Genomic DNA, 20521 nt, shown 5'->3' with positions numbered 1-20521 from the left:
CCGTCAAGCCCTATGGCCGTTTGGGGTTCTGCGAGTCGCTCGCCTCGATGTGCCTACAGACTGGCCTGGCGATCGAAGACGATCGACCTCGCACATGTACGACTTGTGGACGACTTCGCTACGGTGAAGTCGTCCCAAGTCGTCCCAGTCAGGGGGGTGTTCGCGGCATGCCTAACGAGAGGCTCCGAGGCGCGATCGTCGAGAGCGGGATGACGTTCGAGCAAGTGGCCACGAGGTTGGGCGTCTCAGCGAAGACGGTTGAGCGTTGGATCGGCGAGCCCAACCGAAAGCCGTACCGACGCTTCCAGTACGCGACCGCCTCGCTCCTGCAGCGCGAGGTGTCCTACTTGTGGCCGGAGGAGCGGACCTCGGCCGAAGTTGCCGAAGCCGGGAACGCTGAGCTGATCAAGCTCTACCCGCACCGATCCGTCGTACCGAACCGTTTGTGGCCACAGCTCTACGCGCAAGCGACGCAGTCCTTCGATGTGCTCGTTTACTCCGGCTTCTGGCTCACCGAGGATGCTACGTTTCATCGGATCGTCAAAGAGAAATCGGCTGTCGGTGTCTCGGTCCGCTTCATGCTGGGAGACCCGGACTGTCTAGCTGTAGCCGTTCGTGGCGAGGATGAGGGGATCGGTCTCGCCATGGCGGGCAAGATTCGAAACGCTCTCATCAACTACAGTCCGCTCTTCGGGCTTCCAGGAGTTGAGTTCCGCCTCCACAGCACGACGCTCTACAACTCGCTCTACCGAGCGGACGACGAGATGCTCGCCAACGGTCACCTCTACGGGGTCGGTGCGTATATGGCTCCCGTGCTGCATCTGCAACGAGTGCCCGGTGGCGAACTATTCGATGCCTACGCTGAGAGCATCGAACGGGTCTGGGAGTCAGCTAGGCCCATTTCCTCACCTGCTGACTACGGAGGTCTCCACGCATGAGCCGAATCGACTATTTCCGTGACCCGAACGCGCCCGAGGCTAATTCTGTTGTCCCGTCGGTCACAGCGGTTGTCCGTGATGAGGTCGGGCGTGTTCTGCTCATCCACAAGACCGATAACGATCTGTGGGCGCTCCCCGGTGGCGGTCACGACATCGGCGAGCGCGTCGGTGACACCGTCGTACGAGAAGTTGTAGAAGAGACCGGAATAACCGTCGAGATCGACGACATCGTGGGCCTCTACACCGACCCACAGCATGTACTTGCCTACGACGATGGCGAGGTGCGACAACAGTTCTCGATCTGCTTCAGTGCGCACCCGGTCGGTGGCTCGCTGCGGACAAGCAGCGAATCGAAGGAGGTCCGCTGGGTCAACCCAGCGGACCTCCACACCTTCGACATTCACCCATCCATGCGGCTGCGTATCCAGCATGGACTGGATGCCTCCCGTGGAAAGCCCTACATCGGCTGATCTACGGCCGGGGCCTGAGCAAGGCGGCCCTCCACTCGCCCCACAGCTGCATGAATCTCGGGTGCCGCACGTTGAATGAAGCGGCCGACGACGGTGTCCGGACCGTATCTCTGCACGATCTCGTCAAGCCGCTTAGCCGCTGTGGTGTGTGTGCCGTTCGGGGTGGTTGTCATGTCGCAGAAGAGGAGCGCGTCAACGAGGGCAGGGCGCTCTAGCTCGAACTCACTCTCCAGTTCTCGCCTGAGACCACGCTCCTCAGCTTCCAAGAGAGCGCAGGAGTGATGGGCCACGAGCCGGATCACTCGCTCGTTGGCCCGCTCTTGGCTGCGGAGGAACCGGGCTCCGTCGAGAGGGTGGAAGCCGGTGACAGCGATCCGCGGTGCGTATCCGATGTCGTGCAGTACGGCGGCAGCTTCCAGCAACTCCGCCTCGTCGCCCAGGATCGAACTCAAGGATCGAGCGCGCTTGGCGACCCCCAAGGAGTGGGCCCATCTGCGTGGCAGCGGATCGGACAGTAGCGATTCGGAGAGCGAGTACGCCCACTCAGTCAGTCCCATGGCGGCCAAGGCTACGACCGCCCGCCGGAAGTGGGGAGAGCACGAACGGTGCGTCCCTTGCCGTGGACAGTGTCAAGCAAGCCAGTTCCCTCCATCTGAGCAAGACCACGGCGCACCGCGGTACGGGATACGCCAAATCGTTCGCAGAGCTTGGCCTCAGACGGGTACTTATCCCCGACCACGAGCGAGTCCTCTTCGATTACCGAGATCATGCGGTCCACTAGGGGGCGACGGTCGCCGCCCTGAGAGACGCGCCAGCCAATCCCAGGGGCAGACTCCAGGACACCATCGGCCTCCAAGGCCTTGAGAGCCCGGCGGATCGTGTTGCGCGCGACTCCATGCGTGCGTACAAGGTCAGCCTCAGACGGCAGATCATCGACGATCTCGCCCCCTTCGATCCCCTTCCGAAGGGCCTCCGAGATCACCAGGTAGGTTCCGCGCGGACTGGCCTCCGACACTTGAGCTCCTCTCGCGTCTCTCCGTTGCTCGCTGCCAAGAGTCCCACGGTCGCACGGGATAGCGGGAAGCTGCTCCAGAGGGCACACGGAGGGCACAACGCCTTCAGGCGCGTTCAACGGCAGCCAACGCCAGCAAACACCATTTTGCCTGGTCAGGGGCCCATCTTGACAGTCTCCGCTGACTATGCACGAAGGGGCAGCACCTCCGCACAAGGTGCTGCCCCTTCATCGCGAACCGGAACCGCCGCCGCATCGGTACTGAGGGTCGGGGACACGGCGACGGTCCCGGAGTCTGGCTACCGGTGGTCGCTGCCCACCGAGTGGGAGGCCGCGCGACCGGCCTCGAGGCGCGCCACCGGGATCCGGAACGGCGAGCAGGAGACGTAGTCCAGGCCCACCTCGTGGAAGAAGTGCACGGACTCCGGGTCGCCGCCGTGCTCGCCGCAGACGCCGAGCTTGAGGTCGGGGCGGGTCTCACGGCCCGCCTTGGCCGCGTCGCGGACCAGCTTGCCGACGCCGTCCTTGTCGATCGTCTCGAAGGGGGAGACGCCGAAGATGCCCTTCTCCAGGTAGGCCGTGAAGAACGAAGCCTCCACGTCGTCGCGGGAGAAGCCCCAGACGGTCTGGGTGAGGTCGTTCGTGCCGAAGGAGAAGAACTCCGCGGCCTCCGCGATCTGGTCGGCGGTGAGGGCCGCACGCGGGAGTTCGATCATCGTGCCGAGTGCCAGCTTCAGCTCGACGCCGGTGGACTCGACGACCTCCGCGATGACCTGCTCGGCCTCCTCGCGGACGATCTCCAGCTCCTGGACGGTGCCGACGAGCGGAATCATGATCTCCGCGCGCGGGTCGCCCTTGGCCGTCTTGCGCTCGGCCGCGGCCTCGGCGATCGCACGGACCTGCATGGTGAACAGGCCGGGGATGACCAGACCGAGGCGTACGCCGCGCAGGCCCAGCATCGGGTTCTGCTCGTGCAGGCGGTGGACCGCCTGGAGCAGGCGCAGGTCGTTCTCGTTGGCGTCCTTGCGGGACTCGGCGAGCGCGACGCGGACCGAGAGTTCCGTGATGTCGGGCAGGAACTCGTGCAGCGGCGGGTCCAGGAGGCGGACGGTGACGGGCAGGCCGTCCATCGCCTCGAAGAGCTCGATGAAGTCCTGCTTCTGGAGCGGCAGGAGCTCCTTGAGGGCGTCCTCGCGCTCGTTGTCCGCGTCGGCGAGGATCAGCCGCTCGACCATCTCGCGGCGCTCACCGAGGAACATGTGCTCGGTGCGGCACAGGCCGATGCCCTGCGCGCCGAAGCGACGGGCACGCAGCGCGTCCTCGGCGTTGTCCGCGTTGGCGCGGACCCGCAGGCGCCGCACCCGGTCCGCGTACGCCATGATCCGGTGCACGGCGGCGACCAGCTCGTCGGCGTCGTCGGCGCCCGCGTGCATGCGGCCCTCGAAGTACTCGACGACGGGGGAGGGCACCACCGGCACCTCGCCGAGGTAGACCTTGCCGGTCGAGCCGTCGATGGAGACGACGTCGCCCTCCTCGATGACGGTCTCGCCCACCGTCATCCTGCGCCGCTTGGTGTCGACCTCCAGGTCCTCGGCGCCGCACACACAGGTCTTGCCCATGCCGCGCGCCACGACGGCCGCGTGCGAGGTCTTGCCGCCGCGCGAGGTCAGGATGCCCTCGGCCGCGATCATGCCGTCGAGATCGTCGGGGTTGGTCTCGCGGCGGATGAGGATGACCTTCTCGCCCGAGCGCGACCACTTGATCGCGGTGTACGAGTCGAAGACCGCCTTGCCGACCGCGGCACCGGGCGACGCGGCGATGCCCCGGCCCAGCTGCTCGGTCTTCGCGCTCTCGTCGAAGCGCGGGAACATCAGCTGTGCCAGCTGGGCGCCGTTGACGCGCTGGAGCGCCTCGGCCTCGTCGATCAGGCCCTGGTCCACCAGCTGCGTCGCGATGCGGAACGCGGCGCCCGCGGTGCGCTTGCCGACGCGGGTCTGGAGCATCCACAGCTGGCCGCGCTCGATGGTGAACTCGATGTCGCAGAGGTCCTTGTAGTGCGTCTCGAGGGTCTCCATGATCTGCATGAGCTGGTCGTACGACTTCTTGTCGATCTGCTCCAGATCGGCGAGCGGCACGGTGTTGCGGATGCCCGCCACCACGTCCTCGCCCTGCGCGTTCTGGAGGTAGTCGCCGTAGACGCCCTGGTGGCCGCTGGCCGGGTCGCGGGTGAACGCGACGCCGGTGCCGGAGTCGGGGCCGAGGTTGCCGAAGACCATGGAGCAGACGTTGACCGCGGTGCCGAGGTCGCCGGGGATGCGCTCCTGGCGGCGGTAGAGCTTGGCGCGGTCGGTGTTCCACGACTCGAAGACCGAACGGATCGCGAGGTCCATCTGCTCGCGCGGGTCCTGCGGGAAGTCCCGCCCGGCCTCCGTCTTGACGATCTTCTTGAACTTGGTGACCAGCTTCTTGAGGTCGGCGGCCTCCAGGTCGGTGTCGACCGCGACCTTCTTGGCCTCCTTGGCCTTCTCCAGCGCGTCCTCGAAGAGTTCGCCGTCGACGCCGAGCACGGTCTTGCCGAACATCTGGATGAGCCGGCGGTAGGAGTCCCACGCGAAGCGGTCGTCGCCGGACTGCTTGGCGAGCCCCGTCACGGACTTGTCGGAGAGCCCGATGTTCAGGACGGTGTCCATCATGCCGGGCATCGAGAACTTGGCGCCCGAGCGCACGGAGACGAGCAGCGGGTCGTCGGCCTGGCCGAGCTTCTTGCCCATGTTCTTCTCCAGGGCGTCGAGGTGCGCACTCACCTCGTCACGCAGCTCGACGGGCTCCTCGCCGCTGTCGAGGTACGTCTTGCACGCCTCGGTGGTGATGGTGAAGCCCGGGGGGACGGGCAGCCCGAGATTCGTCATCTCGGCGAGGTTCGCGCCCTTCCCGCCGAGGAGGTCCTTGAGGTCCTTGTTGCCCTCGGTGAAGTCGTAGACGAACTTCACGCTCTCGCTCGTGTGAGCTACGTGGGGATCTTTGTTTTCCGACACGGGTCTCGACTCCTCGAGAGCTCGGTGGCTGCCCTGACGGCGAGGAACATACCCAGATCGAAGGCGCCTGGGTACGTCCACTTGTGCGTCATGAGGACGTAACCACTCGTCCGCCACTAGATCGAAAGTGACGGAGCGGTAACCCTCGAAGGCTCAATGCATTCACTTCTTGAACGATCAACCCCCGTAGACCTGGGCATTTGCTCAAATGAGCAACTCCAACTCAGATGTGAGTTCACCTCATGAATGATCGAGCAGTGGCACTCAGTGCCACCCCTTGGAGAAGTGCAGTCGGCGAAGAAGCGCTCATCTGAGCGCAAGGGCTATCAGGGGTGGCGAGAATCACGCTGTTTGAAGCGGTCGAATGTCAGGATCCGGACCTCCCGCGCCCACGGGGAGAGACGCCGCGCGCCGCGACTACACACCCAGCGCGAGGAGCCGCTCCTCCACCCGCTCGGGGGCGTAGAGGTGCTCGACCACGAGCGTTCCCGCGCCGACGAGGGCCGCGTGCTCGCCGAGGCGCGAGGTGACCACGTCCAGATGGGCCGTGGAGCGGGGCAGCGCCCGCTGGTAGAGCAGCTCGCGCACGCCGGTCAGGAAGGGAGTTCCGGCCAGATCTCCGGCGATCATCAGAACGCCCGGGTTCAGGAGCGTCACCACGGTCGCGAGGACCTCGCCGACCTGCCGCCCGGCCTCCCGCGCGAACCCCACCGCGGTGGGGTGCCCCGCCTCCAGGAGCTCCCGCACGTCCGACCCCGACGCCGCGGGCACGCCCGCCCCGGTCAGCCTGCGGGCCACCGCGCCGCCGCTGGCCACGGCCGCGAGACAGCCGTACGAGCCGCACCTGCACAGCGCTTCCGCGCCCCCCGGCACCCGGATGTGGCCGATGTCGCCCGCGCCCCCGTCCACGCCCCGGTAGACCTCGCCGCCGACGACGACGCCGGAGCCGATCCCCGTGGAGACCTTGACCAGGGCGAACGACGGGCAGTGCGGGTAGTGGGCGCGCTGTTCGCCGTACGCCATGAGGTTGGCGTCGTTGTCGACGAGGACCGGCAGGTCGGCGGGCGCGCCCGTGCGCCCGGTGAACGCGCGGCGCAGCCGGCCCCTTATGTCGTAGCCGTCCCAGCCCGGCATGATCGGCGGCTGCACGACGCGCCCCGACGCGGTGTCCACGGGGCCCGGCACGGCGAGCCCGATCCCGCACACCGAAGCGGCCGGATGTCCCGTCCCGCGCAGCAGCTCGGCGAAGCGGGCGCCCAGCTCGCCGAGGACCGCGTCGGGTCCTTCCTCGACGGCCAGCGGGCCCGTGTGCTCGGCGAGGACCGCACCGCCCAGGGAGAGCAGGGCCACGCGGGCGTGCCGGGTCTCCAGGGCGGCCGCCAGCACCACGGCATGCGCGTCGTCGAACTCCAGGCGCAGCGCGGGCCTGCCGCCCAGCGGTGACCCGGCGGGACCACCCGCGCCCTCCCGCAGCCACCCGGCGCGGAAGAGCCGGTCCAGGCGCTGTCCGACGGTGGCCCTGGAGAGCCCGGTGACCTGCTGGAGGGCGCCGCGCGTGGTGGCGCGGCCGCTGCGCACCAGGTGGAGGAGGTCCCCGGCGCCCTCGGCCCGCAGGGCGACCCGCGCACCGGGGTGCGCCCGTGTCCGCCCCGGGCCTTCGGCGTCCGTGCGCCCTCCCGTGCCCATGTGCCCTCCTTGTGCTCCCCAAGTTCCCGTAATACACGGGGTTTTGCGCGCCAACTGGACGTAACCCTAGGGTAGAGAGTGCCTAACTGACAGGGCGTCGAACATCCCGAGGAGGCGTCGCGTGGACCGCAGTGCGACCACCCGGCAGGACGGGCACCGCGCCGCCGCGCCGGGACGGGTGCTGCGGGAGCTGGGCGCCCAGGTGCTGTGGGCCAACTGGACGGGGGCGTCCACCGTGCCGTCCCGTGAGCTGTACCCCCACCAGTGGTCCTGGGACTCGGCGTTCATCGCCATCGGCCTGCGCCACCTCTCCCCGCTGCGCGCCCAGTTGGAGCTGGAGACGCTGCTGCGCGCCCAGTGGGGCGACGGCCGCGTCCCGCACATCGTGTTCAACGACGCCGTGCCGCTCGACGCCTACTTCCCGAGCCCCGACTTCTGGCGCTCCACGACCGCGGGCCGCGCGGCGGGCGCGCCCGCCGGGGTCCAGACCTCGGGCATCGTCCAGCCGCCCGCGCACGCGCTCGCCGCCTGGCTGGTGCACCGCGCCGACCCCGGCCTGTCCAGAGCCCGTTCGTTCCTGGCCCGCCTGCGGCCGAGGCTCGCCGCCTGGCACCGCTATCTGCTGTGCGCCAGGGACGCGGGCGGCGCCGGGCTCGCCGCCGTGGTGCACCCCTGGGAGCAGGGCATGGACAACAGCCCGTGCTGGGACGGCCCGTTGAGCCGGGTCGAGCCCGCGGACCCGGCCGCCTACCGCAGGGCCGACCTGGACCACGGGGCGCCCGAGGACCGGCCGACGGACCTGGACTACGGCAGGTACGTGCGGCTCGCCGAGGTCTATCGGGACCGGCGGTACGCGGACGCCGAGGGGCCCGGCGCCTTCGCGGTCGAGGATCCCGCGTTCAACGCGCTGCTGATCGTCTCGGAGTGCGCGCTCGCCCTGATCGAGCGCGAACTGGCCGCCGATGACGCGGAGTCGGGCGACTCGGCCGAGTCGGCCGCGCTTGCCGAGTCGGCGGCCGAGCGGCGGGAACGCGCCGACGCGCTGACCAAGACCCTGGTGGACCGCCTCTGGGACCCCCGGCGCGGCCTCTTCCTCTGCCGCGACCTGTGCGCCCCCGGGCGGGACGGCGAACTCGTCCCCGAGCGCGGCGTCACCGGGCTCATCCCGCTGGTCCTTCCCGGACTCGACCGTGACATCACCGCCACCCTGGTGCGCACCGCGTGCGGCCCGCACTTCGGACTCGAAGGCCCGGCGCGGCTCGTGCCGAGCTACGACCTGACGGGCCCCGCCTTCGACCCCCGGCGGTACTGGCGCGGACCCGCCTGGTTCAACACCAACTGGCTCCTGGAGAAGGGGCTGCGGCTGCACGGCGACCACCCGCGCGCGGACGGGCTGCGCGACGCGCTGCTCGAAGCGGCGGTCACCTCCGGGTTCGCCGAGTACGTCGATCCGTACACCGCACGGGGGAGCGGCGCGCGCGGCTTCGGCTGGACCGCGGCGCTGGCCCTCGACCTGCTGCTCGACGACAGCCGGAGCGGGCGGGGCGGGCTCTTGGGAGAAGAGGTGTGGTCATGAGCGATCGGCACCGGCTGCTCGTGCGGGGGCGGACCTTCGCGGCCGTCGGCACGGGCGGTGACATCAGCGGGGTCGGCGCGGTGCGCGGCACGGCGGCGGGCCCCGACGGCCTGTTCGTACGGGACGCGCGGCACCTGAGCCGCTGGCAGCTCACCGTCGAAGGGGCGGTGCCCGAGATCCTCGCGCCCGTGGAGACGTCGGCCGCGGCGGCCGACCCGGCGCGCTGCGTCCTGGTGCCGCGCGGCGGCCGCCAGGAGCCGCCCGCCTACACGCTCTTCCGCGAACAGGCCGTCGCCGACGGAGTGTTCACGGAGTCCCTGCGGGTGCGGAGCAACCGCCCGGTGCCGACCCGGGTCGGGCTCGCGCTGACCGTGGACGCCGACTTCACCGACCAGTTCGAGCTCCGCGCCGACCACCGCACCTACACCAAGCCGGGCGCCGTCAGGTCCCGGCTGCCGCTGGAGGGCGGCGAGGGCGTCGAGTTCACCTACCGGCGCGGCGAGTGGTGCTCGCGCACGACGGTGACCGCGGAGCCCGCCCCGGACGGCATCGAGGAGACCGGCACCGGCGCGCGGCGCCTCGTATGGAACCTGGAGCTCGACGCGCACGGATCCGCTGAGGTGGCACTGCGTGCCGCCGCGTATCCGCACGGCGCTCCGGGGCCGCGTGCGACGGGCTCGCCCGAGCAGGCCGTGCGCCAACTCGCCGAGATCCAGGCGGAGTACGCGTCGGGGGTGGCGCTGCCCGCCACCTGGCCGGAGCTGGCGGCGGCCTGCGCGCGGGGCCTCGCGGACCTCGCGGTGCTCCAGGTCCCCGCGCAGGGCCCGGACGGCGAGGAGCTGCGGGTGCCGGGCGCCGGAGTCCCGTGGTTCCTCACCCTCCTGGGCCGCGACGCCCTGCTGACCTCGCTCTTCGCGCTGCCCTATCTGCCCCGCCTGGCCGCCGCGACGCTGCCCGCGCTCGCCGCCACCCAGGCGACCGAGGACGCCGAGGGCGGGGTCGCCGAGACCGGCAAGATCGTGCACGAGGTGCGCCACGGCGAGCTCGCGCACTTCGGGCAGGTGCCGTTCGGGCGCTACTACGGCTCGGTCGACGCGACGCCGCTCTTCCTCGTCCTGCTCGGCGCGTACACCGAACAGACCGGGGACCGCGCCACCGCCCACCGCCTCCAGGCGCACGCCAGGGCCGCCGTCGGCTGGATGCTCGACCACGGCGGGCTCACCTCGCGCGGCTACCTCGTCTACCGCGCGGACCAGGGCGGCCTCGCCAACCAGAACTGGAAGGACTCGCCCGGCGCGATCTGCTCCGCCGACGGGGAGAGGGCGACGGGCCCCGTCATGGCGGCAGGCGCCCAGGGGTACGCGTACGACGCCCTGCGGCGCACCGCGTGGCTCGCGCGGACCGTCTGGGACGACACGGTATACGCGGAGCTGCTCGCGCGGACCGCCGCCGACCTGCGGGACCGCTTCCAGCGGGACTTCTGGATGCCGGAGCGGGGCTTCCCCGCGCTCGCGCTCGACGGCGAGGGCCGCCGGCTCGACGCGCTCGCATCGGACGCAGGGCACCTGCTCTGGTCCGGGCTGCTGGACAAGGAGTACGGGGAGGCGGTGGGCCGCCGCCTCCTGGAGCGCGACTTCTTCTCCGGCTGGGGCGTACGGACGCTCGCGGCCGGACAGCCCGCGTTCCACCCGCTCTCCTACCACCGGGGCTCGGTGTGGCCGCACGACAACGCGCTGATCGCGCTCGGCCTCGCACGCTACGGCCTGCACGACGAGGCCCGCGCGGTGGCCCGCGGCCTGCTCGACGCCGCGTCCACGGGCGGCGGCCGCCTGCCGGAGGTCCTCGCGGGCTACGACAAGGGGGCGTATCCGGTCCCGGTGCCGTATCCGCACTCGTGCGTACTCGAATCGCGCTCGGCCGCGGCGCCGTTGGCCCTGCTGACGGCGGTGGGCGGGGTGTGACACGCCCACCCCGGCCCCGCCCGCCTCAGTCGTCGATCCCCGACCTCTCCACCCCCGCCACGATCCACCGCTGGAAGAACAGGAACACCACGAGCAGCGGCACGATCGACACCGCGGCGGCCACGAACAGCACGTGCAGGCGGATGACCTGGGACGTGTTGAGCGTGGCCAGGGCGACCTGGACCGTCCAGGCCTGGCGGTCCTGGCCGATGACCAGGGGCCACAGGAAGGAGTTCCAGGCGCCGATGAAGACGATGGTGCCGACGGCCGCGAAGACCGGGCGGGAGTTGGGCACGACCACGCGCCAGTACGTGCGCCAGTAGCCGAGCCCGTCCACCCGTGCCGCGTCCTCCAACTCCCTGGGGAAGCCCAGGAAGTACTGGCGGAAGACGAAGCACGCGAAGGCCGAGAAGAGGGTGGGGACGATCAGGCCGCGGAGCGTGGAGACCCAGCCCAGCGACGAGACGAGGACGAAGCTCGGGACGAAGGTGACGGCCGCGGGGACCATCATCGTGCCGAGGATCGCGTAGAAGACCTGGTTCGCGTAGCGGTAGGGGATGCGGGCCAGGCCGTAGCCCGCGAGGGAGGCGAGGACCAGCGTGCCGAGGGTCGTCGCGACCGCGATCAGTGAGGAGTTGAGCAGGGAGCGGGCCATCGGGACCGTCGGGTCGTCGAAGAGCTCCGACAGGTTCGACCAGTGCAGGGTGGAAGGGAAGAAGGTCCAGTCGGGGGAGGTGATGTCCTCCTCGGACGCGAGACCGTTGCGTACGAGGAGGTAGAAGGGGACCAGGAAGAGCAGCGCGAGGGCGATGAGCAGTACGACTCGCAGCGCGCGGCCCACCCGGACCAGGGCGTCGTCCATGCTTGTCAGTCCTCCTTCCTGCCGAGGCCGAACCAGCGGGCCTGGCCGACCGTCACCACCGCGATGATCAGGGCGAGGAGCACCGCGCCCGCGCTTCCGAGTCCGAGGTTCTGTTCCCGGCCCAGCGCCGTGTAGTAGAGGTAGACCAGCGGCGGGCGGGCGTAGGGCGGGTAGCCGCTCGAGTTGGAGAGCAGGTTGTAGAACTCGTCGAACGACTGGAAGGCGTTGATGACGAGCAACAGCGTCACGGCGACCGAGGTCGCGCGCAGTTGCGGGAGCGTGATGTGGCGCAGGACCTGCCAGCCGGGCCGCGCGCCGTCCACCGCCGCCGCCTCGTAGAGGGTGGGCGAGATCCGTTGCAGGCCCGCGAGGAACAGGATCATGTAGAAGCCCGCCTGGAGCCAGAGCCGTACGGTGACGATGACCAGCCAGTACCAGGGCGGGTCCGTGGTCGAGAGCCACGCGGTCTGGTCGGCGCCGAACCAGCCGAGGACGGTGTTGGCGAGCCCGAACCGCACCCCGTTGAAGATCGACAGCTTCCAGATGAGCGCCGCCACGACGTAGCTGCACGCCGCCGGGAGGAAGAAGACGGAGCGGAAGAACGCCTGCGCGCGCCGTATCCGGTTCACCATCAGGGCGAGCGCGAGCGAGAGCACGAAGGTCGTTGGGACGATGAACGCCGAGAAGACCGCGAAGGTGACGAGGCTGTCGGTGAACGCCTCGTTCCGCAGCATCGAGGTGTAGTTGTCGAAGCCGATGAAGTCGGTCGGCGAGACCGTGTTGTGCGCGTCGAAGAAGCTGAGGTAGACGCTCCAGGCCAGCGGCACGTAGGTGAAGACGAGCAGGCCGAGCGCGAAGGGGCCGACGAAGACCCAGAACCACAACGTGCGGTTCTGGGTGCCCCACGTCTTGTTCCCCGACATCCGCCTCACGACTTCTTCTTGACGCGGTCGAGCTCAGCCCGCACCTTGCGCACCACCGACTTCAGCTCGCTCTCCGGGTTCGCGCCCGACTTGATGATCCGGCTCAGCGCGTCCTGGTAGGCGGTGCGGCTCGCGGGCGTCCACAGCAGGGGCTCCGCGTAGCCGTACTCGGTGGAGTAGCGCACGGCGTCCGCCGCAGGGCCCTCCTTCAGCTTGTCGGCCTTCTTCGCGAGGGAGAGCCTGGCCGGGATGTGGAAGCCGTAGGAGAGCGCGAAGTCCTCCTGGTACTCGGTGCCGTCGACCCACAGCCACTTCACGAAGTCCTTCGCCTCCTTGCGGTGGTCGCCCCGGGCGCTCACCGCCGCCCCGTACGCGCCGACGGGCAGCGACGGCTTGCCGTCCGCGCCGTCCGCGGGGAGCGCGAGCACGCCGAAGTCGTCGCCGAGCGCCTTCCGCACGGCGGGCAGCGCCCACAGGCCGCACCACTGCATGGCGGTCAGCCCCTGCGTGAACGCCGAGGGGTCCGACCAGTCGGAGGGCGCGCCGAGCAGGAGCGACTTGTCGGCGTACAGCTGGCGCAGCTTGCCGAGCGTCCTCGCGGCCGCCGGGTCGTCGAAGCCGACCTTGCCGTCCTCGGTCACGGAGGACAGGCCCGCCGCGTACAGCGGGGTGATGGCGAGCGCGCCCGCGCCGCCGTCGTTGCCGAGGAAGAGGCCCTTCACCTTCTTCGTGGTGAGCGCCTTCGCCGCGTCGACCAGCTCGTCCAGGCTCTTCGGCGGCTCGACGCCCGCGTCGGCGAGCAGGCTCTTGCGGTAGTAGAGCAGGTGCATGTCGACGACCTGCGGGACCGCCCAGATCTTGCCGTCGTACGTCTTGGGGGCGAGGACCACCGGATTGAAGTCGTCCTTGACCCCCTCGAAGAGGTCGGTGAGGTCGACGACCTGGCCCCGCTGGATCTGGTCGAGGGTGGGGCCGTTGACTTCGAAGACGTCGGGGCCCGAGTCGGTGAGCAGGGCGGCGGCGGTCTGCTCGTCGTAGTTGCCGGGCCGCCACTGCACGCTGACGTCCGCCTTCTTGTACGCGGCGGCGTACCGCTCGACGGCCTGCTCGGCGCCCGGTTCGCCGTACTGGTGGTACCACTGCGAGAGCTTCGGGCCGCTGCCGCCCGAACCTCCGCCGTCGCGGCCGGTGTTGGACCCGCACGCGGTGAGCAGTCCGAGCGCCGCGCCCGTCCCGAGCAGTGTCCTGCGGCTGATGGTCATGCTGGTCGTCCCCCTGCGTGATGTCGGTGTCTCGGTACGCATCCGGCCCAACGATCAACCATGGACGGGGATTACGACAGGGGTGTTGCGGCCGAGTGTCGTCGTCAGCGGCCCGTCAAGGAGTGCGCGCTCGGTGTATGCACCACGTCAACGCCGGTGACGGCGCCCCCCGGCCGTCCTACGGTGCCGCACATGGGACACAACAGGACCACACGGCGCGCACGCGGAAGCGGTGCCCTCGCGTACGGCGCGTACGGCGATGTGCTCGATGCGGGACGGGAGGTCACGGCCGACCGGCGCTGGGCCGCCGACGTGCGGGACGCCTGCTTCTGCGCGCTCGTGCTCTTCGGCCTCGTCCTCCTGGTCGACTGGGCCAACGGCACGCTCGGACCGCTCAGGTTCGTCCTGTGGGCCGGGCTCTCCGGGCTCCTCTACCTGGTGCTGCACCCCGTGCGCGTGACGGCGGGGCCGGGATGGCTCGCCGTGCGCGGTCTCGGGCGGCGCAGGCACGTCTGCACCGGGCTGCTCACCGCCGTGCGGCACAGCCAGGGCGTCGCCGCGCGCCTGGTCCTGTGCGACTCCCTCGGTAACCGCGTCGAGATCGACCCCCAGGTGCTCGTCGACAACCCGCTGCTCCTGCACCGCCTGGACACCGGCGCCCGCGCCGCGCGGGAGGCCGGGCTGCTCAGGACCGGCTGCGTCGAGCTGCGGCGCCTGACGGCCCGCGTCGACGGGGCCGCGGCGCGGGCCGTCTTCGAGGCGTCCGACCTGCACTGACGGGGACCTTCGGCCCTGGGAGGCGGTGGGCGCGGGGCGGAGCGTGGAGACATGGACATCTCCACGCGCGACGACCTCGACGTCCTGCTCCGCCGCTTCTACACGGCCGCTTTCGCCGACCCGCTGATCGGCCCGTTCTTCACGGAGGTCGCGGGGACCGACCTCGACGTCCATCTGCCGCGCATCACCGACTTCTGGGAGCGCGCGCTGTTCCGTACCGCCGCATACCGCCGCAACGCCTTCGCCCCGCACTCCGCGCTGCACTCCGCGCGCCCGCTCACCGCCGAGCACTTCGGGCGCTGGACGCAGCTGTGGCACGCCACGGTCGACGGGCTGCACCAGGGCCCGAACGCGGACCGCGCGAAGGCGCAGGGGGAGCGGATCGCGCTCGCCATGCTGCGCAGGCTCGGCGGCAAGGACGTGTCCACGGCGGGGGAGGGCCCGGGCTTTGTTCCGCTCGCGGCGGTGGAGCTGCGGGCGGCGGCGTAGGAGGCGTACGACGGGGTGGGGATACGGCGAGGCGGGGCGTACGGCGGCGTGCGGCGCGGCGCCCGGGGGACGTGATCAGATCTTGAGCGCCTCGTACGTCACGCCCGTCAGATCCTCCGACGCGGCCCACAGCCGTTCGCCCGCCACGTCGTTCAGCGTCCACTTCGCCCGCCAGGACCTGGTGGGCGCCCCGCGCACGCCCCAGGCGGGACCGGTGAACCAGTCGGGCTTGACCCGCGGCGCGGTGGCCGCGTACAGCGTGGGCAGCGCGCCCGTCTCCGCGGGCTGTCCGATGATCCGGTTGCCGAGTTCCATGACGCGCTCGGCGGTCCTGCGGCCCTCCATCCGGGGGCCCGTGGCCTGGAGGTTGGTCGATGCGTAGCCGGGGTGGGCGGCGGCCGCGACGACCTCGGAGCCGACGGCGGCCAGGCGGCGCGCCAGCTCGTGGACGAAGAGGAGGTTGGCCGTCTTGGAGCGGCCGTAGGCGATCCAACGGCGGTAGTGGCGCTCGCTGTTGAGGTCGCCGATGTCGATGTTGCCCAGGGCGTGGGCGCCGCTCGACACGCTGATGACCCGGGCGCCCGGCGTCCCGAGGAGATGGGGCAGGAGCAGCCCGGTGAGCGCGAAGTGGCCGAGGTGGTTGACGCCGAACTGCGTCTCGAAGCCGTCCGCCGTGCGCCGGTAGGGCAGCGCCATCACGCCCGCGTTGTTGACGAGCAGATCGAGGCGCTCGTCCGCGTACGCCTCGGCGAACTGCCGCACGGACGCCAGGTCCGCGAGGTCGAGCTGCCCGAACTCGACGTCGGCGTCCGGCACTTCGGCCCGCAGCGCGTCCACCGCGCGCGTGCCGCGCTCCGCGCTGCGGCAGGCGAGGACCACGTGGGCGCCGCGGCGGGCGAGCTCGCGGGCGGTGACGTACCCGATGCCGCTGTTGGCGCCGGTGACCACGGCCCGGCGGCCGCTCTGGTCGGGGATGTCGCGCGCGGTCCAGGCGGGCATGGCAGGGCTCCCTCGGTAGGGGATGTATCGGATGCTCGCCGCAGGGTAAGGCAGGGCGGGTCCGAGAGGGAGCCCGGCCCCGGGACCGGGCCGCATGGGCCGGGTGCCGAGGGGTCAGGCCGCCGCGCCGCCGTCGATCACCAGGTCGGCGCCGACCACGGAGCCCGACTCGTCCGCGGCCAGGTACAGCACGGCGGCGGCGACCTCCTCGGTCGTCGAGACGCGGCCCAGCGGGTTGCTCTCCTTGATGCGGGCCGCGCGGTCGGCCTCGGTCTCGCCGGGGCGGAACGACATGGTGGTGTCCGAGGAGCCGGGGCTGACGGTGTTGATGCGGACGCCGTCCCTGATGTGCTCGGCGGCGGCCGCGCGGCTCAGCGCGGAGACGGCTGCCTTGGTGGCCCCGTAGGCCGCCGTGCCGGGCACGCTGGTGTGGGCGCCCAGGGTCGAGCCGATGTTGACGATCGCGCCGCCCGTGGACTGGGTCCGCATCTGCCGCACCTCGGCCTGCAGCGCGAGCAGGACGCCGGTGACGTTGATGTCGAGCATCGTCCGCCAGTCGTCCTCGGGCAGTTCGGCGACGGGCTGTCCCGCGCGCAGGACGCCCGCGTTGTTCACGGCGACGTCCAGCGAGCCGAAGCGCTCGACGGTGGCCTCGACCAGGGCCGCGAGGTCGGCGGAGCGCGAGACGTCGGCGGTGCGGGCCAGGGCGGTGCCGCCCGCCTCCTCGATGAGTCCGACGGTCTCCTTCAGCGGGCCCTCGGAGCGGCCCGCGACGACGACGGAGGCACCCTCGGCGGCGAACGCGAGCGCCATGGCCCGGCCGAGGCCGGAGCCGCCACCGGTGACGAGGACGGTGCGGCCGGTGAAGCGGGTGCGGGGTGCTGCGGTCATGATGAACTCTTTTCTTGACTGATCGGTCCAGTATTGGGGCATGAAAAAGGGGTCAATGGAAAAGGGTCACGGGGGAGGGGGTGGCTCAGTCCAGGAGGGTCAGCGCCTGCTCCACCGCGTCCCGCACCCGCGCCGGGTCCGCGGACGCCTTGCCGACCACGCGAAGGCCCTGCATCAGGACGAGGAGCATCCGGGCCAGCGTCAGCGGATCGCGGTCCTGGGGCAGCTCGCCCTGTGCCCGGGCGCGGACGAGCGCGGAGTGCAGCAGGGTCTCGATCCGCTCCCAGCTGCGCTCGACCGTGCGGGCGGCCGCCTCGTCGTGCGAGGCCAGCTCGGCCGCCGTGTTGGTGATGAAACACCCGCTCAGGCGGCGTCCTTCGGTCATGGACTCGGCGCCGAAGCGGCGCACCACCGCGCGTACGGCGGGCAGTGCGGGCCCCGGCTGGGAGAGCTCGGCGAGCAGGGTCGGGTCCTGGTTCTCGCCGTAGCGGTCCAGGGCCTTCAGGTACAGGTCGTGCTTGTTGCCGAAGGTCGCGTAGATGCTGGCGCGGCCGATGCCGAGCTCCTCGACGAGGTCGGCCATCGAGGTCGCCTCGTAGCCGCGCCGCCAGAACAGCTCTAGGGCCGACTGGAGCGCGGCGTCCGGATCGAATTCCTTGGTCCTTGCCACGAGGAGGACGCTACGCCGTTCTGGAACGATCGGTCAAGCAATTTGCGTCGGGTAGACGGTAACCGACACCGCGTCGTCGTCCAGGCAGCGCCCGGTCTCCAGGTCGAAGCGCTGCTTCAGGAGCGGCGACGCCACGAACGGGCGCCCGCGCTCGGAGCCGACCAGGCCCCGCGAGAGCACCGCCGCGCCCGTGAAGGGGTCCCGGTTGTCGATGGCGTACGCGCGGCCGTCCCTGCCGAGGAAGAGCGCGGCCTGTCGGCCGTCGGGCAGCAGGGCCGCGACGCCACGGCCCGGGATGAGAAGGTCCAGGCCGCAGGCGGTGAACCAGCCCTGGTCCAGGTGGAGCTGCACCGTCAGGTCGGTGGTCTCGGGCGCGAGGGTCACGGGGCGACACTTCCTTCCAGGGGGCGGGTGCCGAGGGACAGCAGGGGCAGGTCCGGCTTGATCTGGCGGCGCTCGGGCACGAACCGGACCGTCGGGTCCGGGGTGCCCGGCGCGTTCACGAAGGACACGAAGCGCGCGAGCCGCTCGGGGTCGTCGAGGGTGTCGGCCCACTCGTCGCGGTAGTGCGCGACGTGGTCGGCCATCAGGGCGTCCAGTTCGGCGCCGATGCCGAGCGAGTCGCGCACGACGACGTCGCGGACGTGGTCGAGGCCGCCTTCGATCCGCTCCAGCCAGGTCGACGTGCGCTCCAGGCGGTCGGCGGTGCGGATGTAGAACATCAGGAAGCGGTCGATGAGGCGCACCAGGCCCGCGTCGTCCAGGTCCTGGGCGAGCAGGTCGGCGTGGCGCGGGGTGGCGCCGCCGTTGCCGCCCACGTACAGGTTCCAGCCGCTCGCCGTGGCGATCACGCCGAAGTCCTTGGACTGGGCCTCCGCGCACTCGCGGGCGCACCCGGAGACCGCCGACTTCAGCTTGTGGGGCGCCCTGAGGCCCCGGTAGCGCAGCTCCAGGTCGATGGCCATGCGCACCGAGTCCTGCACGCCGTACCGGCACCAGGTCTGCCCCACGCAGGATTTCACGGTGCGCAGCGCCTTGCCGTACGCGTGTCCCGACTCGAAGCCCGCATCGACCAACCGTGTCCAGATCATGGGCAGTTGCTCGACGCGCGCGCCGAACAGGTCGATGCGCTGACCGCCGGTGATCTTCGTGTAGAGCCCGAAGTCCCGTGCCACCTCGCCGATGACGATGAGCTTGTCGGGGGTGATCTCGCCGCCGGGGATGCGGGGCACCACCGAATAGGAGCCGTTCTTCTGGAGGTTGGCGAGGAAGTGGTCGTTGGTGTCCTGCAGGGCGGCCTGCTCGCCGTCGAGCACGTGCCCGCCCGCGCCGATCGTCGGGGCCAGCGAGGCGATGATCGAGCCGACCGCGGGCTTGCACACCTCGCAGCCCTCGCCGCCGCGCGCCGTCTCGCGCCCGTGCGCGTCGAGCAGCGCGCGGTAGGAGGTGATCCGCAGCGCCCGCACGATCTCGTACAGCTCCTGGCGGGTCTGCCCGAAGCAGCCGCACAGCCCGTCGTCTCCGCTCTTCGGCAGGAGCTGCCCGATCACCTTCAGGCAACTGCCGCAGCCCGTACCCGCCTTGGTGCACTTCTTCACCTCGGGCAGCGAGGAACAGGCGTGGATGGCGTCCTTGGTGACGTTGTGGCAGTTGCAGATCACCGCCGATCCCGGCAGCGCCTCGGGGCCGAGCGCGGCGGCCGGGCCCGCGCCCGCGGGCAGCACCAACTGCTCGGCGGGCAGCGGCGGTACGGTCCCGGTCAGCGGGCGCAGCAGGCCGTACGCCTCCGCGTCGCCGACCAGGATGCCGCCGAGCAGCTCGCCGCCCGCGCCCATCACCAGCTTCTTGTACGTGCCCGAGCGCGAGTCGGCGTAGACGACGTCGAGGCATCCTTCCGCCGTGCCGTGCGCGTCGCCGAAGGAGGCCACGTCCACGCCGAGCAGCTTCAGTTTGGTGGACAGGTCGGCGCCGGTGAAGCCCGCGCACTCCGCGTCGGCGATGGCGGCGGCCGCCGTCTCGGCCATCTCGTAGCCGGGCGCGACCAGGCCGTAGACGCGGCCGTCCGATGCCTGCGCGCACTCGCCGATCGCGTACACGGCGGGGTCGCTGGTGCGGCACAGTTCGTCGACGGTGATGCCGCCACGCTCGCCGACGAGGAGGCCGTGGTCGCGGGCGAGCTGGTCGCGCGGACGAACGCCCGCCGAGAACACCACCAGATCGGTGACGAGTTCACTCCCGTCGGACAGCCTCATCCCGCGTACGGCGCCGTCCTCGCCCGTCACGATCTCCTGCGTGCCGGTGCCGGTGTGCACGGTCAGGCCCATGCCGGTGAGGGTGCGCAGGAGCGCCGCGCCGCCGCCCTCGTCGACCTGGACCGGCATGAGCCGGGGTGCGAACTCCACGACGTGCGTGGCGAGTCCGAGCCCGCGCAGGGCACCGGCCGCCTCCAGGCCGAGCAGCCCGCCGCCGACCACCGCTCCGGTCTTCGCGCGCGCCTTGGCGTACTCCTCGATGGCGAGCAGGTCCTCGATGGTGCGGTAGACGAAGCAGCCCGTCGCGTCCTTGCCCGGCACGGGCGGGACGAAGGGGTAGGAGCCGGTGGCCAGGACGAGCGTGTCGTAGGCGACGACGCGACCCGAGCGCGCGGTCACGGTCCGCGCGTCCCTGTCGAACCGCTCGGCGGCGTCGCCGACGTGCAGTTCGATGCCGTGCCGCTCGATGAACTCCCGGTCGGTGAGGGAGAGTTCATCGGGCGTGCGGCCCGCGAAGTACGAGGTGAGCTGGACGCGGTCGTAGGCGGGGCGCGGCTCCTCGCACAGCACCACGATCCGGTGCGTGGCGGTGAGCCCGCGCTCGGCGGCCGCCTCCAGGAAGCGCTGGCCGACCATGCCGTGGCCGACGAGCACGAGGGTGGGGCGGCGGTGGTCGGGGGAACTCTGGGAGCTCGGCATGTCAGCGGGGATCGGCATG

18 protein-coding genes are annotated in these 20521 nt (G+C 70.9%); 6 read left to right on the top strand and 12 right to left on the bottom strand.

Annotated features, from left to right (window positions below):
* Positions 1 to 167 precede the first annotated feature (167 nt).
* On the top strand, positions 168 to 938 hold the full coding sequence (locus KY5_RS12905; RefSeq protein WP_098242377.1) for an XRE family transcriptional regulator: 771 nt from the start codon (positions 168 to 170) through the stop codon (positions 936 to 938).
* On the top strand, positions 935 to 1408 hold the full coding sequence (locus KY5_RS12900) for an NUDIX domain-containing protein (protein WP_098242376.1): 474 nt from the start codon (positions 935 to 937) through the stop codon (positions 1406 to 1408). Before KY5_RS12905 ends, KY5_RS12900 begins: the two co-directional genes overlap by 4 nt.
* Here the strand turns inward: KY5_RS12900 and KY5_RS12895 are convergent.
* From KY5_RS12895 to KY5_RS12880, 4 genes are all read right to left on the bottom strand, one after another.
* Positions 1396 to 1965 carry an HD domain-containing protein gene (locus KY5_RS12895; RefSeq protein ID WP_199843053.1) on the bottom strand — a complete coding sequence of 190 codons (570 nt, stop codon included), beginning with the start codon at positions 1963 to 1965 and terminating at the stop codon, positions 1396 to 1398. The genes KY5_RS12900 and KY5_RS12895 overlap by 13 nt on opposite strands.
* An 11-nt stretch (positions 1966 to 1976) precedes the next feature.
* On the bottom strand, positions 1977 to 2423 hold the full coding sequence (locus KY5_RS12890; RefSeq protein WP_098242374.1) for a GntR family transcriptional regulator: 447 nt from the start codon (positions 2421 to 2423) through the stop codon (positions 1977 to 1979).
* A gap of 296 nt (positions 2424 to 2719) precedes the next feature.
* On the bottom strand, positions 2720 to 5455 hold the full coding sequence (ppdK, locus tag KY5_RS12885) for a pyruvate, phosphate dikinase (protein WP_098242373.1): 2736 nt from the start codon (positions 5453 to 5455) through the stop codon (positions 2720 to 2722).
* A gap of 417 nt (positions 5456 to 5872) precedes the next feature.
* Positions 5873 to 7141, bottom strand: coding sequence for an ROK family protein (locus KY5_RS12880; RefSeq protein ID WP_098242372.1), 1269 nt, complete (start codon positions 7139 to 7141; stop codon positions 5873 to 5875).
* 121 nt (positions 7142 to 7262) lie between these two features.
* Between KY5_RS12880 and KY5_RS12875 the strand changes: the two genes are divergently transcribed.
* Both KY5_RS12875 and KY5_RS12870 read left to right on the top strand, forming a co-directional pair.
* Positions 7263 to 8717: an MGH1-like glycoside hydrolase domain-containing protein gene (locus KY5_RS12875; protein ID WP_418952766.1), complete on the top strand. Its 1455-nt coding sequence runs from the start codon at positions 7263 to 7265 to the stop codon at positions 8715 to 8717.
* On the top strand, positions 8714 to 10678 hold the full coding sequence (locus KY5_RS12870) for a glycogen debranching N-terminal domain-containing protein (RefSeq protein WP_098242371.1): 1965 nt from the start codon (positions 8714 to 8716) through the stop codon (positions 10676 to 10678). Before KY5_RS12875 ends, KY5_RS12870 begins: the two co-directional genes overlap by 4 nt.
* Before the next feature lie 25 nt (positions 10679 to 10703).
* Here KY5_RS12870 and KY5_RS12865 read toward each other — a convergent pair whose 3' ends face one another.
* From KY5_RS12865 to KY5_RS12855, 3 genes are read right to left on the bottom strand one after another with little or no spacing between them, the layout of a single operon-like run.
* Positions 10704 to 11540, bottom strand: coding sequence for a carbohydrate ABC transporter permease (locus tag KY5_RS12865; RefSeq protein ID WP_098242370.1), 837 nt, complete (start codon positions 11538 to 11540; stop codon positions 10704 to 10706).
* A gap of 5 nt (positions 11541 to 11545) precedes the next feature.
* Positions 11546 to 12463 (bottom strand): carbohydrate ABC transporter permease, encoded by a 918-nt coding sequence (locus KY5_RS12860; protein ID WP_098242369.1) that lies wholly within the window; start codon positions 12461 to 12463, stop codon positions 11546 to 11548.
* Positions 12464 to 12468: 5 nt separating this feature from the next.
* A complete protein-coding gene (locus tag KY5_RS12855; protein ID WP_199843052.1) occupies positions 12469 to 13725 on the bottom strand; it encodes an ABC transporter substrate-binding protein in 1257 nt (418 codons plus the stop codon).
* Positions 13726 to 13917: 192 nt separating this feature from the next.
* Between KY5_RS12855 and KY5_RS12850 the strand changes: the two genes are divergently transcribed.
* Together KY5_RS12850 and KY5_RS12845 are read left to right on the top strand one after the other, a co-directional pair.
* Positions 13918 to 14502, top strand: coding sequence for a hypothetical protein (locus KY5_RS12850; RefSeq protein ID WP_234362715.1), 585 nt, complete (start codon positions 13918 to 13920; stop codon positions 14500 to 14502).
* A gap of 51 nt (positions 14503 to 14553) precedes the next feature.
* Positions 14554 to 14991, top strand: coding sequence for a group III truncated hemoglobin (locus KY5_RS12845; RefSeq protein WP_098242368.1), 438 nt, complete (start codon positions 14554 to 14556; stop codon positions 14989 to 14991).
* Between the two features lie 75 nt (positions 14992 to 15066).
* On the opposite strand, the gene KY5_RS12840 is transcribed toward KY5_RS12845, so the two are convergent.
* The 5 genes from KY5_RS12840 to nirB form a co-directional block, all read right to left on the bottom strand.
* Positions 15067 to 15990: an oxidoreductase gene (locus KY5_RS12840; RefSeq protein ID WP_098242367.1), complete on the bottom strand. Its 924-nt coding sequence runs from the start codon at positions 15988 to 15990 to the stop codon at positions 15067 to 15069.
* A gap of 114 nt (positions 15991 to 16104) precedes the next feature.
* The gene (locus KY5_RS12835) at positions 16105 to 16881 is read right to left on the bottom strand and encodes an SDR family NAD(P)-dependent oxidoreductase (RefSeq protein WP_098242366.1); all 777 of its coding nucleotides are present in this window, start codon (positions 16879 to 16881) and stop codon (positions 16105 to 16107) included.
* A gap of 85 nt (positions 16882 to 16966) precedes the next feature.
* The gene (locus KY5_RS12830; protein ID WP_098242365.1) at positions 16967 to 17551 is read right to left on the bottom strand and encodes a TetR/AcrR family transcriptional regulator; all 585 of its coding nucleotides are present in this window, start codon (positions 17549 to 17551) and stop codon (positions 16967 to 16969) included.
* 33 nt (positions 17552 to 17584) lie between these two features.
* Positions 17585 to 17935, bottom strand: coding sequence for a nitrite reductase small subunit NirD (gene nirD / locus KY5_RS12825; RefSeq protein ID WP_098242364.1), 351 nt, complete (start codon positions 17933 to 17935; stop codon positions 17585 to 17587).
* Complete coding sequence (gene nirB / locus KY5_RS12820; RefSeq protein WP_234362714.1) at positions 17932 to 20520, bottom strand: nitrite reductase large subunit NirB; 2589 nt, start codon at positions 20518 to 20520, stop codon at positions 17932 to 17934. Before nirB ends, nirD begins: the two co-directional genes overlap by 4 nt.
* Position 20521 lies beyond the last annotated feature (1 nt).

The sequence above is a fragment of the Streptomyces formicae genome, from assembly GCF_002556545.1.
Classification (GTDB): domain Bacteria; phylum Actinomycetota; class Actinomycetes; order Streptomycetales; family Streptomycetaceae; genus Streptomyces; species Streptomyces formicae_A.
The sequence above is the reverse complement of the archived record's forward strand: the minus strand, read 5'-3'. Positions and strand labels throughout refer to the sequence as shown.